13 protein-coding genes are annotated in these 14,650 nt (G+C 71.3%); 8 read left to right on the top strand and 5 right to left on the bottom strand.

The window, feature by feature from the left end; translation table 11 throughout:
• Positions 1 to 140 precede the first annotated feature (140 nt).
• From AB0B61_RS12805 to AB0B61_RS12795, 3 genes are read left to right on the top strand one after another with little or no spacing between them, the layout of a single operon-like run.
• Positions 141 to 1,181: a peptidoglycan-binding protein gene (locus tag AB0B61_RS12805; RefSeq protein WP_358431375.1), complete on the top strand. Its 1,041-nt coding sequence runs from the start codon at positions 141 to 143 to the stop codon at positions 1,179 to 1,181.
• Positions 1,182 to 1,207: 26 nt separating this feature from the next.
• Positions 1,208 to 1,888, top strand: coding sequence for an ABC transporter ATP-binding protein (locus tag AB0B61_RS12800; protein WP_358431374.1), 681 nt, complete (start codon positions 1,208 to 1,210; stop codon positions 1,886 to 1,888).
• The gene (locus AB0B61_RS12795; protein ID WP_358431373.1) at positions 1,888 to 3,114 is read left to right on the top strand and encodes an ABC transporter permease; all 1,227 of its coding nucleotides are present in this window, start codon (positions 1,888 to 1,890) and stop codon (positions 3,112 to 3,114) included. Before AB0B61_RS12800 ends, AB0B61_RS12795 begins: the two co-directional genes overlap by 1 nt.
• Positions 3,115 to 3,231: 117 nt before the next feature.
• On the opposite strand, the gene AB0B61_RS12790 is transcribed toward AB0B61_RS12795, so the two are convergent.
• Positions 3,232 to 3,885 (bottom strand): TetR family transcriptional regulator, encoded by a 654-nt coding sequence (locus tag AB0B61_RS12790; RefSeq protein WP_358431372.1) that lies wholly within the window; start codon positions 3,883 to 3,885, stop codon positions 3,232 to 3,234.
• Positions 3,886 to 4,007: 122 nt separating this feature from the next.
• On the opposite strand from AB0B61_RS12790, the gene AB0B61_RS12785 reads away from it, so the two are divergent.
• Genes AB0B61_RS12785 through AB0B61_RS12775 form a run of 3 tightly spaced genes read left to right on the top strand, consistent with a single transcriptional unit; the run spans position 4,008 to position 7,749 of the window.
• Positions 4,008 to 4,472 (top strand): 2Fe-2S iron-sulfur cluster-binding protein, encoded by a 465-nt coding sequence (locus AB0B61_RS12785; RefSeq protein ID WP_358431391.1) that lies wholly within the window; start codon positions 4,008 to 4,010, stop codon positions 4,470 to 4,472.
• Positions 4,469 to 5,455, top strand: coding sequence for a xanthine dehydrogenase family protein subunit M (locus AB0B61_RS12780; RefSeq protein ID WP_358431371.1), 987 nt, complete (start codon positions 4,469 to 4,471; stop codon positions 5,453 to 5,455). Before AB0B61_RS12785 ends, AB0B61_RS12780 begins: the two co-directional genes overlap by 4 nt.
• Positions 5,452 to 7,749 (top strand): xanthine dehydrogenase family protein molybdopterin-binding subunit, encoded by a 2,298-nt coding sequence (locus AB0B61_RS12775; protein ID WP_358431370.1) that lies wholly within the window; start codon positions 5,452 to 5,454, stop codon positions 7,747 to 7,749. The genes AB0B61_RS12780 and AB0B61_RS12775 overlap by 4 nt, the downstream gene beginning before the upstream one ends.
• Before the next feature lie 51 nt (positions 7,750 to 7,800).
• On the opposite strand, the gene AB0B61_RS12770 is transcribed toward AB0B61_RS12775, so the two are convergent.
• From AB0B61_RS12770 to AB0B61_RS12760, 3 genes are read right to left on the bottom strand one after another with little or no spacing between them, the layout of a single operon-like run.
• The gene (locus tag AB0B61_RS12770; RefSeq protein ID WP_357939046.1) at positions 7,801 to 8,634 is read right to left on the bottom strand and encodes a carbohydrate ABC transporter permease; all 834 of its coding nucleotides are present in this window, start codon (positions 8,632 to 8,634) and stop codon (positions 7,801 to 7,803) included.
• Positions 8,631 to 9,551: a sugar ABC transporter permease gene (locus tag AB0B61_RS12765; RefSeq protein ID WP_358431369.1), complete on the bottom strand. Its 921-nt coding sequence runs from the start codon at positions 9,549 to 9,551 to the stop codon at positions 8,631 to 8,633. Before AB0B61_RS12765 ends, AB0B61_RS12770 begins: the two co-directional genes overlap by 4 nt.
• Positions 9,551 to 10,882 (bottom strand): extracellular solute-binding protein, encoded by a 1,332-nt coding sequence (locus AB0B61_RS12760; RefSeq protein WP_358431368.1) that lies wholly within the window; start codon positions 10,880 to 10,882, stop codon positions 9,551 to 9,553. Before AB0B61_RS12760 ends, AB0B61_RS12765 begins: the two co-directional genes overlap by 1 nt.
• A 117-nt stretch (positions 10,883 to 10,999) precedes the next feature.
• Here AB0B61_RS12760 and AB0B61_RS12755 point away from each other — a divergent pair, with 117 nt between their 5' ends.
• The gene (locus tag AB0B61_RS12755) at positions 11,000 to 12,490 is read left to right on the top strand and encodes an alpha-N-arabinofuranosidase (protein WP_358431367.1); all 1,491 of its coding nucleotides are present in this window, start codon (positions 11,000 to 11,002) and stop codon (positions 12,488 to 12,490) included.
• A gap of 25 nt (positions 12,491 to 12,515) precedes the next feature.
• Here AB0B61_RS12755 and AB0B61_RS12750 read toward each other — a convergent pair whose 3' ends face one another.
• Positions 12,516 to 13,547, bottom strand: a complete 1,032-nt coding sequence (locus tag AB0B61_RS12750; protein ID WP_357657101.1) for a LacI family DNA-binding transcriptional regulator — start codon at positions 13,545 to 13,547, stop codon at positions 12,516 to 12,518.
• A 166-nt stretch (positions 13,548 to 13,713) separates the two neighbouring features.
• Between AB0B61_RS12750 and AB0B61_RS12745 the strand changes: the two genes are divergently transcribed.
• Positions 13,714 to 14,646 carry an alcohol dehydrogenase catalytic domain-containing protein gene (locus tag AB0B61_RS12745; protein WP_358431366.1) on the top strand — a complete coding sequence of 311 codons (933 nt, stop codon included), beginning with the start codon at positions 13,714 to 13,716 and terminating at the stop codon, positions 14,644 to 14,646.
• Positions 14,647 to 14,650: the final 4 nt, after the last annotated feature.

Genomic DNA, 14,650 nt, shown 5'->3' with positions numbered 1-14,650 from the left:
CTTTCTTGTGCTCGCCGGTGTACCGCCCCCAGGGGGGCCCGGGGGGCGCCCTGCTGACCCCGCCCCCCGCGCACCCCCGGGGGGGGGGGGGGGGGCCCCCCCCCCCCCCCCGCCGCGGGCGCGGCAGGCGGGTCGCGGGCTTGCTCCTCGCGCTCGCCGTCATCGGTACGGCCGGCGCGGCCGTGAACGGCATGGGCCTCCTGGGCGGCGACCGGGCGGCGGGCAAGACGGCCAGCGCCCTGCCCCCCGCCACCACCACGGTGACCAGGCAGACGCTGCTCGACACGCGGGAGGCCGACGGCGACCTCGGCTACGGGCCGACCACCACGGCGGTGAGCAGGAAGCCGGGCACGGTCACCTGGCTGCCGGACAGCGGTGACACGGTCGGCAGGGGCAAGTCCCTGTACCGGCTCGACGCCAAGCCGGTGGTGCTGATGTACGGCACCACGCCCGCCTACCGCGACCTGCGGATAGGCACCGAGGGCAAGGACGTCGAGCAGCTCGAACGCAACCTCAAGGCCCTCGGCTACGACGGCTTCACCGTGGACGACGAGTACACCGACTCCACCGCCGACGCGGTCAGAGAGTGGCAGGAGGACCGCAACCTCGACGAGACCGGCGTCGTCGAGCTGGGCCGGGTCGTCTTCGCCGCCGGCAAGGTACGCGTGGACAGCCTGGAGGCCGAGGCCGGCCAGCCCACCGCGCCGGGCCAGAAGGTGCTCTCCTACACCGGCACCGACAAGGTGATCACCGTCAAGCTGGAGACGGAGGACCAGCGGGTGGCGAAGAAGGGCGCCAAGGTGTCGGTCAAGCTGCCCGACGGCAAGACCGTGTCCGGCAAGGTCACCGAGGTCGCCACCATCATCGAACCGGGCGAGGGGCAGGGCGCGGAGCCCGAGACGCGGGTCGAGGCGCTGGTCTCTCTGGGTAAGCAGCGGGCCGCCAAGGGGCTCGACCAGGCCGCGGTCGACGTGACCTTCACGGCGTCCAAGCGCAAGAACGTGCTGACCGTGCCGATCGCCGCGCTCGTGGCGCTCCAGGAAGGCGGGTACGGCGTGGAGGTCATCGAAGGCGGCAAGTCCCGATATGTCGGCGTGAAGACAGGTCTGTTCTCCGGCGGCCGGGTCGAGATCTCCGGCGACGGCCTCACCGAGGGCATGAGCGTCGGGATGCCCCGATGATGGCCTTTTCGCCGACCTCATTTCCGATGATCTCCCTCACGGATGTCACCCGCTCCTACCCCGGCGGAGTCACCGCGCTGGACAAGGTGTCCCTGGAGATCGAGCGCGGCGAGCTCGTCGCGATCGTCGGCCCATCAGGCTCGGGCAAGTCGACGATGCTCAACGTCGTCGGCACGCTCGACCGCCCGTCCTCGGGAACCGTCCGCATCGACGGCTACGACGTGGCGAAACTGTCGGACGGCCGGCTCTCCGCGCTGCGGGCCACCCGCATCGGCTTCGTCTTCCAGCACTTCCACCTCGCCGCCAAGGTCCCGGCGATCGACAACGTGGCCGACGGCCTCGTCTACACCGGCATCGGGCGCGCCGAGCGGCGGCGGCGGGCCGCGACCGCGCTGGAGCGGGTCGGGCTCGGTCACCGCCTCGACCACGAGCCGCACGAGCTGTCCGGCGGCGAGCGGCAGCGCGTGGCCATCGCCAGGGCCGTGGCGGGTGATCCCCCGCTCCTCCTGGCCGACGAGCCGACCGGCGCCCTGGACTCCGTCTCGGGCGCCGGGGTGATGGACCTGCTGCACGACCTGAACGCGGCCGGCACCACCATCGTGATCATCACGCACGACCGGGAGATCGCCGCGAGCCTGCCCCGGCAGGTACGGATGCGCGACGGCCAGATCGTCGCCGACTCCGCGGCTGAAGAGAGAGTGGCCTGATGGCGGCCGTCGCCGAGCACGCGGGACTGCCGAAGCTCACCCCGGCCAGGATGCGGTCGGGCGATGTGCTGCGGGTCGGCGCCGTCGGCCTGCGAACCCGCCCGCTGCGGGCCTTCCTGTCCGCGCTCGGCATCGCCATCGGCATCGCGGCCATGATCGGCGTGGTCGGCATCTCGTCCTCCTCGGGAGCCGAGCTCGACCGTACGCTCTCGGCTCTCGGCACCAACCTGCTCACCGTCTCCTCCGGGCAGACGCTGATGGGCGAGCCGGCCAAGATGCCGGTCGAGGCGGAGGCGATGATCGAGCGGATCGGGCCGGTCCAGGCCGTCTCGGCGGCCGGGAAGGTCAGCGCGGCCAAGGTCTACCGGTCGGAGGAGGTGCCCAAGGCGCAGACCAACGGCATCAACACCTACGCCGCCCGGCTCGACCTGCCGGCCACGGTGGGCGCGACGCTGCGCAGCGGGACCTGGCTCAACGCGGCCACCCAGCGCTACCCGGCCGCGGTGCTCGGGTCGAGCGCGGCCCAGCGGCTCGGGGTGGGGGCGGCGGGGCCGGACACGCAGGTCGTCGTGGGCGGCAAGCGGTTCACGGTGGTCGGCGTACTCGACCCGGTGCCGCTCGCCGACGAGCTGGACAGCGCGGTGCTGGTCGGCTGGCCCGTCGCGGAGGCGGAGCTGGACTTCGACGGCTACCCGACGACCCTCTACACCCGCGCGGAGGAGTCGAAGCTGGAGAACGTCCGCTCGGTGCTGGCGGGCACGGCCAACCCGGCGGCACCCAACGAGGTCGACGTCTCGCGGCCGTCCGACGCGCTGGCCGCCAAGCAGGCGACCAGCCAGGCGTTCACCGGGCTGCTGCTGGGCGTCGGCGCGGTCGCGCTGCTGGTCGGCGGGGTCGGGGTGGCCAACACCATGGTCATCTCGGTGCTCGAACGGCGCTCGGAGATCGGCCTGCGCCGCTCGCTCGGCGCGACGCGCGGGCAGATCCGTACGCAGTTCCTCGCCGAGTCGCTGCTGCTCTCGGCGCTCGGCGGGGCGGGCGGGGTGCTCCTCGGCACCGGCGTCACCATGGGGTACGCGCTGTACCAGGGGTGGCCCGCGGTGATCCCCGCGTGGGCGACGGCCGGCGGGCTCGCGGCCACCCTGGCCATCGGCGCCGTCGCCGGACTGTACCCGGCGATCCGCGCCTCCCGCCTCTCCCCGACCGAGGCACTCGCCACACCCTGACCCGCCCACCCTGATCCGCGCCACCCTGACCCGCCCAGCACCGCCAACCCGACGGCGGCCCGCCCGGCGCGGTCAACCCGGCGCGGGTCAGCGCTGTGTGGGTCAACCCAGCGCGGGTCAGCGCTGTGTGGGCAGTCCGGCGGCGAGGGCGGCGAGCATGCGCCTCATCGTCGGCTGGAACGGCAGGCAGCGGGCGGCGATGTCGGGGTCCTGGGCGTAGAGCTCCCGCAGGGCGGGCGGCGGGTTCGACATCGGGAAGAGCGTGCCCGCCAGCGCGGCGGCCGCCCCGGCCAGCTCGACCCCCTCACCGGTGGTCAGGCCGGGGTAGGCCAGGGCGACGCGCGCTCCCAGGTCGTCGATCGCGCTGTGCACGGCGCGCTTGAAGGCACGGGCCGCCGAGACGGAGATGTTGTGCTCCAGCGTGATCGAGACGTGGCCCAGCAGGTCGCAGAAGAGCGGCCGTTCGAGCAAGGTGTCGGTCAGCGCGGCGATCACGTCGTCCGGACCGGCGGCCGTGGCGAGCCGGGAGACGACCTCGTCCGACCAGTCGGTCCACTCCTCGACGGTGAGCTCGAGGTAGATCTCCTCCCGGGTCCCGAAATATCGCACTACGTTGGACTTCGCCAGTCCGACCGCCGCCGCGACCCCGCCCAAGCTGACGTTGCGGACCCCTGATTCGGCGGCAAGCCGACGAGCGGCGGCAAGGATCTCCTCGCGCCGCTGCTGCTTGTGCTCCGGGCGTCTGGCCCGGAGAAACGCCGATCTCGTCATGGTTGAGCCAAGCATACGAGCAAGATAAGGAAACACCGTCCTCTTGTTAAGATTACACCGTCCTGTTAACGTCGCCCTCAACTGAACCGCGTCATCCGGAGGGCAATGTGGTCACGCTGCGTATGCGGGTGAACGGCGTAACCCGTTCGCTCGAACTCGAACCATGGGTCAGCCTGCTCGACGCGCTACGCGAGCGCCTGGGCCTGACCGGCACGAAGAAGGGCTGCGACCAGGGCGCCTGCGGTGCCTGCACGGTGCTGGTCGACGGCGAGCGGATCAACTCCTGCCTGGCCCTCGCGGTGCAGTACGAGGACCGCGACATCACCACCATCGAGGGGATCACGCACCCGATCCAGCGGGCGTTCATCGAGCACGACGGCTTCCAGTGCGGTTACTGCACCTCCGGCCAGATCTGCTCGGCGATCGGCATGCTGGCCGAGCACGGGGCGGGAATGCCCAGCGCGGTCACCGAGCCCGGCGCCTCCGGGCTGTCGGAGGCCGAGATCAGGGAGCGCATGAGCGGCAACCTGTGCCGCTGCGGCGCGTACAACGGGATCGTCGATGCCATCAAGGAGGTCGCGCGATGAAGCCGTTCGCGTACGTCAGCGCGCCCGACGTGGCGACGGCCGTCCGCGCGATCGCGACGGAGCCCAACGCGAAGTTCCTCGGCGGCGGGACGAACCTCGTCGACCTGATGCGCGAGGACATCGAGCGGCCCGACACGGTGGTCGACATCACCCGGCTGCCGCTGACCGAGATCGAGGAGCTGCCCGGCGGCGGCGTGCGCGTCGGAGCGCTGGTGCGCAACAGCCACCTGGCCGCCCACCGGCTGATCAGGACCCGCTATCCGCTGCTGTCGCAGGCGCTGCTCATGGGCGCGTCGGCGCAGCTGCGCAACATGGCCACGGTGGGCGGCAACCTGCTGCAGCGCACCCGGTGCCCCTACTTCTACGACGGCGCGTCGGCCTGCAACAAGCGCGTGCCCGGCAGCGGTTGCGACGCGATCGGCGGCTTCAACCGCAACCACGCGATCCTCGGCACGAGCGACGACTGCATCGCCACGCACCCCTCGGACATGTGCGTCGCGCTCGCCGCGCTCGACGCCACCGTGGAGGTGGAGAGCGTACGCGGCCTGCGACGCGTGCCGCTGGCCGACTTCCACCGGCTGCCCGGCGGCACGCCGCACCTGGAGACGACGCTGGAGCCCGACGAGCTGATCACCGCGATCGAGGTGCCGGAGCTGACGGCGCCCTCCTGCTATCGCAAGGTGCGCGACCGGGCCTCGTACGCGTTCGCCCTGGTGTCGGTCGCCGCGGCGCTGAAGGTCACGGACGGGGTCGTGTCGGAGGTACGGCTGGCGCTCGGCGGCGTCGCGGCCAAGCCGTGGCGTGCCCTCCAGGCCGAGGCGGCCCTGCTCGGCGCCCCGGCCACCGAGGAGTCGTTCCGCCGGGCGGCCGAGGCGGAGCTGGAGCCGGCGGTCGGCCGGCCGGACAACACGTTCAAGATCGAACTGGCACAACGGACGATCGTGGCGACTTTGCGGCGGCTCAGCGACAGGAGCACGGCATGACCACCACCACCGAGACGCAGAGCCCACCGCGCGAGAAGGCCGTGGGCCGGGGCATCGACCGGGTCGACGGCCCGGAGAAGACGACGGGCACGGCCCGGTTCGCGGCCGAGTTCCCGTACCCGGACCTCGCCTACGCCGCCCTGGTGCACGCGACGGTCGCCCGCGGCCGGATCACCGGCATCGACGTCAAGGCGGCCGAGGCGGTGACAGGCGTCCTGTCGGTGCTCACCCATCTGAACGCGCCCGTGCTGAAGCCGGCGCCCGCGCGGAGCATGCTCGACCTGAGCACGATGGTCTCCGCGACGTCGGTCAACTACCTCAACACCGACGAGGTGCACTGGGACGGCCAGCCGGTGGCGGTCGTCGTCGCGGAGAGCCTGGAGGCGGCGCGGCACGCCGCGAGCCTGGTCGAGGTGACCTACCAGGAGTTCCCGGCCGTGGTGGACTTCGCCGCGGAGGAGGCGAACGCCAAGCCGCAGCCGAGCAGCATGCTGGGGGCGGGCAGCGCCAAGAAGGGCGACGCGGAGGCGGCCCTGGCGGTGGCCCCGGTCTCGGTGGACCTGCGCTTCACCACCCCGCCCCACAACCACAACGCGATCGAGCCGCACGCGACCACCGCCGTCTGGGACGGCGACCGGCTGACCGTGCACGAGGGCAGCCAGGCCATCTCCTGGATGCGCAAGCACCTCGCGGTCAGGTTCGGCATCCCCGAGCGGAACGTACGCATGACCTCCCCCTACGTCGGCGGCGGCTTCGGCGGCAAGGGCTCGGTCTGGCCGGGCACGATCCTGACCGCGCTGGCCGCCCGGGCGACCGGCAGAGCGGTGCGGATGATGCTGACCCGGGAGGGCGTCTACCGCACGGTCGGCGGGCGCACGCCCTCGATCCAGCGCGTCGCGCTCGGCGCCGGCCAGGACGGCAGGCTGACCGCGCTGATCCAGACCAGCGTCACCAGGACCGGAAAGGTGGGCGGCAACTCCGAGCCGGTGACCGAGGCGGCCCATCATCTCTACGACGCCGAGAACATCCTCGTTCAGCAGAAACTCGTCGAGATGGACCTGCTCCCCAACACGTTCATGCGCGCGCCCGGCGTGTCCATCGGCACGTTCGCGCTGGAGGCGGCGATCGACGAGCTGGCCGGCGAGCTCGGCGTCGACCCGATCGAGCTGCGGATGCGCAACGAGCCGGAGCGCAACCCGCTCGACGGCAAGCGCTTCGCGCACCGGAAGCTGCGCGAGGCGTACGCCCTGGGCGCCGAGCGGTTCGGCTGGGCCGAGCGCACGCCGGAGCCCGGCTCGATGCGCGACGGCAGGTGGCTCGTCGGCATGGGGGTGGCCACGGCTTACCACTCGTCGGTGCAGTTCACGGCCAATGTCACCGTGCGGCTCTCGGCCGATGGCACGGTCGTGGTGCGCTGCGGCTTCCACGAGATGGGCATGGGCGGCGCGACAGTGCAGGCGCAGATCGCCGCCGACGAGCTGGGCGTGCCGTTCGAGGCGGTCCGGGTGGAGTACGGCGACTCCGACCTGCCGACCGGGCCCATGGCGGGCGGCTCCGCGCAGACCGCGAGCGTCGCGGCCAGCCTGCTGTCGGCCTGCGAGAAGCTGAAGGGGTCGGTGCTGGCGCTGGCCCGGCGCTCCGGCGACTCGCCGTTGCGCGGGCAGCGGCTCGCCGCGGTCGAGGCCAGGGACGGCGGGCTCTACCGGCGCGACCGGCCGGACGCCGGCGAGAGCTACGAGGCCATCCTGTCCAGGGCGGGGCGGCCGTCCGTCGAGGCGGCGATCGGCTCCGAATCGGGCCTCGGCGCGCTGGCCGGGCAGGTCAGGTTCATGGCCAAGTTCGTCAACGACCGGCGGCGCTGGGTCAAGGCCGCGAGCGGCGCCCAGTTCTGCGAGGTACGCGTCGATCCGGACACCGGCGAGGTACGGCTGTCACGCTGGCTCGGCGTGTTCGACGTGGGCCGGGTGATCAACGCGAAGACGGCGGCCAGCCAGCTCCGGGGCGGCATCGTGATGGGGATCGGCATGGCGCTGTCGGAGGAGACGCTCGTCGACCCGCGCAACGGGCGCGTCATGAACCCGGGTCTGGGCGACTACCACATCCCGGTGCACGCCGACATCCCGCCGATCGACATCCACTACCTGGACGAGCCGGACCCGACCATGCCCCTGGGCCTGATCGGCATCGGCGAGGTGAGCATCACGGGCGTCGCCGGGGCCATCGCCAGCGCCGTGCACCACGCCACCGGCAAGCGCGTCCGCGACCTGCCCATCACGCTCGACAAGCTGCTCTGACCAATACCCCCTCCGGGGCAGCGGAAGAAGCTGCCCCGGAGGGGAAGGAAGTCACTGACCGGCCAGGCCGGTGTGGGCGACTCCTCTGATGATCTGGCGCTGGAAGAGGACGAAGACCACCAGCAGCGGCAGCCCGGCGAGCACCACACTGGCCATGATCTGCGCGTACCGGAGCCCGAACGTGCCCTGCACCACGTTGGCCAGGCCGACCGGGAGGGTCATCGTGTTGGGGTCCGTCGAGACCAGGAACGGCCAGAGGAAGTTGTTCCACGTCGTGATGAACGTGAAGATCGACACGGCCGCGAGCACCGGGCGCGACAGGGGCAGGACGATCGTGAAGAACACCCGCCAGCGCCCGGCCCCGTCCACGAAGGCCGCCTGCTCCAGCTCCAGCGGCACGTCCTGGAAGAACTTGTAGAGGATGTACACGATCAGCGGCGCCGCCACCTGCGGCAGGATGATCGACCACCAGGTGTCGACCAGTCCGAGCGAGACCATCTCGGCGAACAGCGGCGCCATGAGCACCTGCGGCGGCACCATGATCCCGGCCAGGATGACCGCCAGGAGCACCCGCTGGCCGCGGAACTGCGTGCGCGCGAAGCCGTAGGCGGCCATCGCCGAGAACAGCACGGTCATGAAGGTGACGACGACCGCGGTGACCGTCGAGTTGATCGCCCACTTGACGATGCCGCCGGTCGCCAGCACCAGCCGGTAGGCGTCCAGGGTGAGCTCGCTGCCGAACCACTGGAGCGGCAGCTTGGTGGTCTCGCTCTCGGGCTTCAGCGAGGTGGCGACGGCCCAGGCGAGGGGCGCGAGCCAGACGATGGCGAGCGCCGCCGCGACCACCAGCAGGATGATCTGGGAGGGGCTGAACCGCTTGGTCATGACAGGGCCTCCTCGCGCTTGCGGAGCAGCCGGAGCTGGCCCAGCGACACGATGACGATCAGGACGAAGAGGATGTAGGTGATGGCCGAGGCGTAGCCGATGCGGTAGCCGGAGAAGCCGACCTCGTAGGCGTACTCGATGATCGGCCGGGTGGCCTCCTCGGGGCCGCCGTTCGTCATCAGGTAGATCTGGTCGAAGACCTTCAGCGACGCGAGGAGCTGCAGGATCACGATGAGCCCGGTCGTCCGGCCGAGCAGCGGCAGCGTGATCGAGCGCAGCTTGGTCCAGGCCGTCGCGCCGTCGATCGCGGCGGCGTCGTACAGGTGCTGGGGGATCGACTGCAGGGCGGCGAGGTAGAGCAGGAAGTTGAAGCCGACCGTCCACCAGACGGTGGTCAGCACCATCGACCACATCGCCACGCTCGGGTCGCCCAGCCAGAGGACGTCGGTGCCCAGAGTGCCGTTGAGCAGGCCGTATTCCGGCGGATAGATCATCTGCAGCCAGAGCACCGCGACCACGGCCGACGGCAGCAGGAACGGCCCGAAGAACGACAGCCGCCACAGCCACTGCAGGAAGCGCAGGTTGTGCACCAGCAGGGCGAATCCCAGGCCGAGCAGCACCAGCGGGATCGTGCTCAGCACGGTGAACACCACGGTGTTCCACAGTGAGTGCCACATCCTGGGGTCGGTGAACGCCTCGGCGTAGTTGGCGAACCCGACGAATTCGTTGTTGCCGCCCGCGATGTTGACACTCGACAGGCTCATCCGAAGGCCGAGCACGGTCGGCCACACCAGGAAGGCGGCATAGATCACCAGGAAGGGCGCGACGAACAGCAGTCCGTGCTGGGTCCAGCGGCGCCGTACCTGGACATGGGCGGCGGGAGCGGTGGCGGCGGGGGCGGCGACGGTGGTGGCCATCATCCCTCCTTGGCGGGGAAGGGGTCGGGGGCTGACATGAGCCGGCGCAGCGCCTGCTTGGCCGTCTCCAGGCCCTGCTCGGGCGTCCGCGCCCCGCTGATGACCGGCGAGAACGCGCCGCCGAACTCGATCCACAACCGCGACGCGGACCCGGCGAACCACACCTTCGGGTCCAGGGCCACCTCGGTGATCACTGAGCGGTACTCCGACTGCGGCTGCAGCGCCAGATAGGCGGGCTCCTCAAGCGCGGGCAGGTAGGCGGGCACGTGCCCGGCCACCGCCCAGTCGGCGCTGTGCTTGACCAGGTAGGCGATGAACCGGTAGGTCGCCGCCTCGGTCTCCGGGTCCCGGTTGCGCTGGTGCGGCAGCACGAACGAGTGGCAGTCGGCCTGGGCCGCGCCGCTGCCGAAGACGCTGGGGAAGCGGGCCATGCTGAACGGCGTCTTGCGTTCCTTCAGCCCGGTGGTCTCCCAGTCGCCGTTCCACAGGAAGGCCGCCAGGCCGTTGGTGAAGGCGGCCACGGACGCGCCGTAGTCGGTCTTGGGGTTGCAGAGCCCCTCCTGGCCGAGCTGGCGCATGAACCGCAGCGCGGTCAGCGCCTTGGTGTCGTCGAGGGTGATCCGGGTGCCGTCGTCCGACACCAGCGTGCCGCCGCTCTGCGCGTACAGCGTCTCCCACACCCGCCACGGGCCCACCGTGCCGAGGCCGAGCGCGTCGAAGACCAGCGGCGGCTTGCCGCCAAGCGCGTCCTTGGCCTTGCGCAGCATGGCCAGCAGCTCGTCGGTCCCGGTGGTCGGCTTCAGCTTGCCGTCGTCGCCGAGCAGGCCGGCGCGGCGGGACAGGTCGGTGTTGTAGTACTGGACCATGGGGTGGGCGTCGAACGGCACGGCGTACAGTTCGCCGTTGATGTGGGCGCGTTCCCAGATGGGCGGGCTGAAGTCGGCGGCCCGCAGGCCGTTCTTGGCGAGCAGGTCGACGTTGATCGGGTCGAGGATCCGGCCGGCGCCGATCCCGGACAGGCGGGCCAGATGGAACGTGGCCAGGTCGGGCGAGCGCCCGCCCGCTCCGGCCATCGCGACCTTCGTGTAGTACGGCTCGCCCCACGCGAGCACGTTCTCCTCGACGAAGACGTCCGGGTTGGCCTTGGCGAACGCGCCGACCATCCGGTTCATGATGATGCCGTCGCTCGCGCCGAGAAAGTGCCAGTAGCGGACCCGCCGCTGGGCCGAGCCCAGGCCGACGGGGATCGCACAGCCGGCCGCGCCGGCACCGAGAAGAGCGAGGCCCCCACCGAGGAGGTGGCGGCGGGAGACGGACGAGGGACCTTCCATGAGCGGCCTCTTTTCGGGTTACCCGAGTGTTTGCGGTAACACGTGAGCTGTCAAGAGCCTTGACCAGGTCTATGAGAGCGCTAACAATCTAGGCATCACTTCCGAGGAGTCTGCACAGTGCACGAAGCACATCTCACGATCGACCCCGCCTTCCGCGTGGCACCCGTACGCCGCCGCACCTTCGGCACGTTCGTCGAGCACCTGGGCCGGTGCGTCTACACCGGCATCTACGAACCGGGCCACCCGACGGCCGACGAGGACGGCTTCCGCCGGGACGTGCTCGACCTGACCCGCGAGCTGGGCGTGTCCACGGTCCGCTATCCGGGCGGCAACTTCGTCTCCGGCTACCGCTGGGAGGACGGCATCGGGCCGGTCGCCCAGCGGCCCCGGCGGCTGGACCTGGCCTGGCACAGCACCGAGACCAACGAGGTCGGGGTGGATGAGTTCGTCCGCTGGTGCCGCAAGGCCGGGGTGGAGCCGATGATGGCGCTCAACCTCGGCACGCGCGGCATCGCCGAGGCCCTTGACCTGCTCGAATACTGCAACCACCCGTCCGGCACCACGCTGTCGGACCTGCGGATCGCCAACGGCGCCAAGGAGCCGCACGGCATCCGGATGTGGTGCCTGGGCAACGAGATGGACGGCACGTGGCAGACCGGCCACAAGACCGCCCGCGAGTACGGCCGGCTGGCCGCCGAGACCGCCCGCGCCATGCGCACGATGGACGGCGAGCTGGAGCTGGTCGCCTGCGGCAGCTCGGCCTCGTCGATGCCGACCTTCGGCGCGTGGGAGGCCACGGTGCTGGAGGAGACCTATGACGTGGTCGACTATGTCTCCTGCCACGCCTACTACGAGGAGAAGGACGGCGATCTGGCGAGCTTCCTGGCCTGCTCGACCGACATGGAGTACTTCATCCAGTCGGTCGTGTCCACCGCCGACCACGTCGGCGCCCGGCTGAAGTCGCGCAAGAAGATCAACCTCTCGTTCGACGAGTGGAACGTCTGGTACCTGTCCCGCTTCCAGTCCGCCGAGCCGCCGCGTGACTGGCCGGTCGCGCCGCCGCTGCTGGAGGACCACTACCACCTGGCGGACGCGGTGGCCTTCGGCGGCCTGCTGATCACCCTGCTGCGCAACAGCGACCGGGTGACCTCCGCCTCGCTGGCCCAGCTGGTCAACGTGATCGCGCCGATCATGACCTCGCCCGGCGGTTCGGCGTGGAAGCAGACCACCTTCCACCCCTTCGCGCAGGCCTCCCGCCTGGCCGCCGGCGACGTGCTCCGCGTCGAGGCGACCTCCCCGAGCCACGACACCAAGGAGTACGGGGAGGTGCCGCTGCTGCACGCCGTCGCCACGCACTCCGGCGACGGGACCGTGATCTTCGCCGTCAACCGCTCGACCGACCAGCCGCTCTCCCTGGAGATCGACGCGCGGTCACTGGGCGACGTCCGCGTCGTCGAGGCCACCACGCTGTCGGGCCCCGACGTCTACGCGCGCAACACCGCCGAGGCGCCGGACACGGTCGCCCCGCGGGCGAACCCGGACGTCCAGCACGATCCCCTGCGCGTGCTGCTGCCTCCTGTCTCCTGGAACGTGATCCGCCTCGGCTGATCACGTTCTCATCGGCCTCGGCTGATCACCTCGTCCGGCTGGCGCCCGTGCTCTCCCTGACCACGAGCTCGGGCTCCACCAGCCGCTGGGTCTCCCGCTTCGTGCCGGCCATCTGGTCGAGCAGCAGGTGGAAGGCATTGCGACCGACCTCGCCGAAGTCCTGCCGGACCGTGGTCAGCGGGGGCCAGAAGTAGGCCGCCTCGGGGATGTCGTCGAAGCCGACCACGCTCACCTCCTCCGGCACGCGGCGCCCGGCCTCGCGCATCGCCCTGAGGACGCCCAGCGCCATCTGGTCGTTGCCCGCGAAGACGGCCGTGACCGACGGGTCGGCGGCCAGCCGCCGGCCGTGCTGGTAGCCCGAGCGGGAGCTCCAGTCACCGCGTAACAGCTCGGGCACCGGCCGGCCCTCGGCCTCCAGCGCCCCTCGCCAGCCCTCGATCCGGCCGCTGGCGTCGATCCAGTCGACCGGCCCGCTCAGGTGCCAGACCGTCTCGTGGCCGAGGCTCAGCAGGTGGCGCGTCGCCCGCGCGGCGCCCGCCCGCTGGTCGACCATGACCACCGGCACCGGGACCTCCTTGCCCGCGTCGACGGCGACCACCGGCAGATCGGGCGGCAGGTAGCGCAGGCCGTCGACCGCCGACTCGTGGGGCGCGACGATGACCACGCCGTCGACGGACTGGGACCTGAGGCGGTGCACGCCCTCCTCGATCGACTTGCGGTTGAGCAGGCTCAGGCTGGCGATGCTCACGGTGTAGCCGCTCAGCCGGGCCGCCTGCTCGATGCAGTAGAGGGTCGAGGCCGGGCCGTACAGGGTGGTGTCGATGCTGACCACCCCGAGCACACCCGAGCGGCCCGTGACCAGCTGGCGAGCAGCCGAGTTGGGCCAGTAGTCCAGCTCGCGCACGGCGGCCAGCACGCGCTCCCTGGTCTCGGCGCGGACCCGGTCGGGCGCGTTGAGCACCCGCGAGACCGTCATCGCCGAGACACCAGCCAGCGCGGCCACATCGCCGAGCACGGCGGGCCTGGTGCGCGGTTTGCCGTCCGATCCCCCAGCCATGCGGATCACCACCTCCGCGATAACGCTAACAGGCAGGTCGCGCAGGTGTGGATCGCTGACCGCAGTGTGGACACGCGAACGGGCACTTGACACTTCCTTCCCGGCAATGGTCTGCTAGCGCTGATTCGGAATGGCATTCCACTATACGGAATAGAGAGGGGCGCGCGTGAAGGCCCTGGTGTTCACCGGTCCGAGCGTCGTCGAGCTGCGCGAGGTGCCCGAGCCCGCGGTCGGCGCCGACGAGGTGCTCGTCCACGTGGCCGCGTCCGGCATCTGCGGCAGCGAGTTGCACGGCGTCAGGACACCAGGCTTCCGGGTGCCGCCCCTCATCATGGGACACGAGTTCACCGGTCACACCGACGACGGACAGGCCGTCATCGTCAACCCCATCCTGTCCTGCGGCGCCTGCGACCTGTGCGCCCAAGGGCAGCCCAACATCTGCCGGAACCGGCAGATCCTCGGCATCCACCGGCCCGGCGGCTTCGCCGAACGCGTCGCCGTCCCGGCCGCCGCCGTCATCCCCCTGCCTGACGGCGTCGACCGCACCGCCGCCGCGCTGATCGAGCCCGCCGCCAACGCGGTGCACGCCTGGCGCCTGGCCGGCCACCCCGCCGGGGCCCGCGTCGGCGTCATCGGCGCCGGTGCCATCGGGCTCACCTGCCTGCACACCGCCCTCGCCGGCAAGGCCGCGTCCGTCCATGTCGCCGACCGCTCGCCCGAACGCCTGGCCATCGCCGCCCGGCTCGGCGCCACCACCGGCACCGAGCTGACCGGCGAGTACGACGTCATCTTCGACGCCGTCGGCGCCCCCGCCACGCACGAGCAGTCCCTCACCCACCTGCGCCCCGGCGGCGTGACGGTATGGCTCGGCCTGGCCGCCGCCGACCCCGGCTTCGACGCCACCGACCTCGTACGCACCGAGAAACGCGTCCTCGGCTCCTTCGCCTACACGGGCGCCGACTTCACCGCCGCCATCGACCTGGTCGGCGGATGGGACCTCAGCTGGACCGACACCTACCCCCTCGACCAGGGCGCCGACATCTTCACCACCCTGATGAACGGCCACACCACCCCGGTGAAGGCCCTCCTGATCCCCTGAGAGG

The organism is Nonomuraea sp. NPDC049158 (genome assembly GCF_040648335.1).
Classification (GTDB): Bacteria; Actinomycetota; Actinomycetes; order Streptosporangiales; family Streptosporangiaceae; genus Nonomuraea.
The sequence above is the reverse complement of the archived record's forward strand: the minus strand, read 5'-3'. Positions and strand labels throughout refer to the sequence as shown.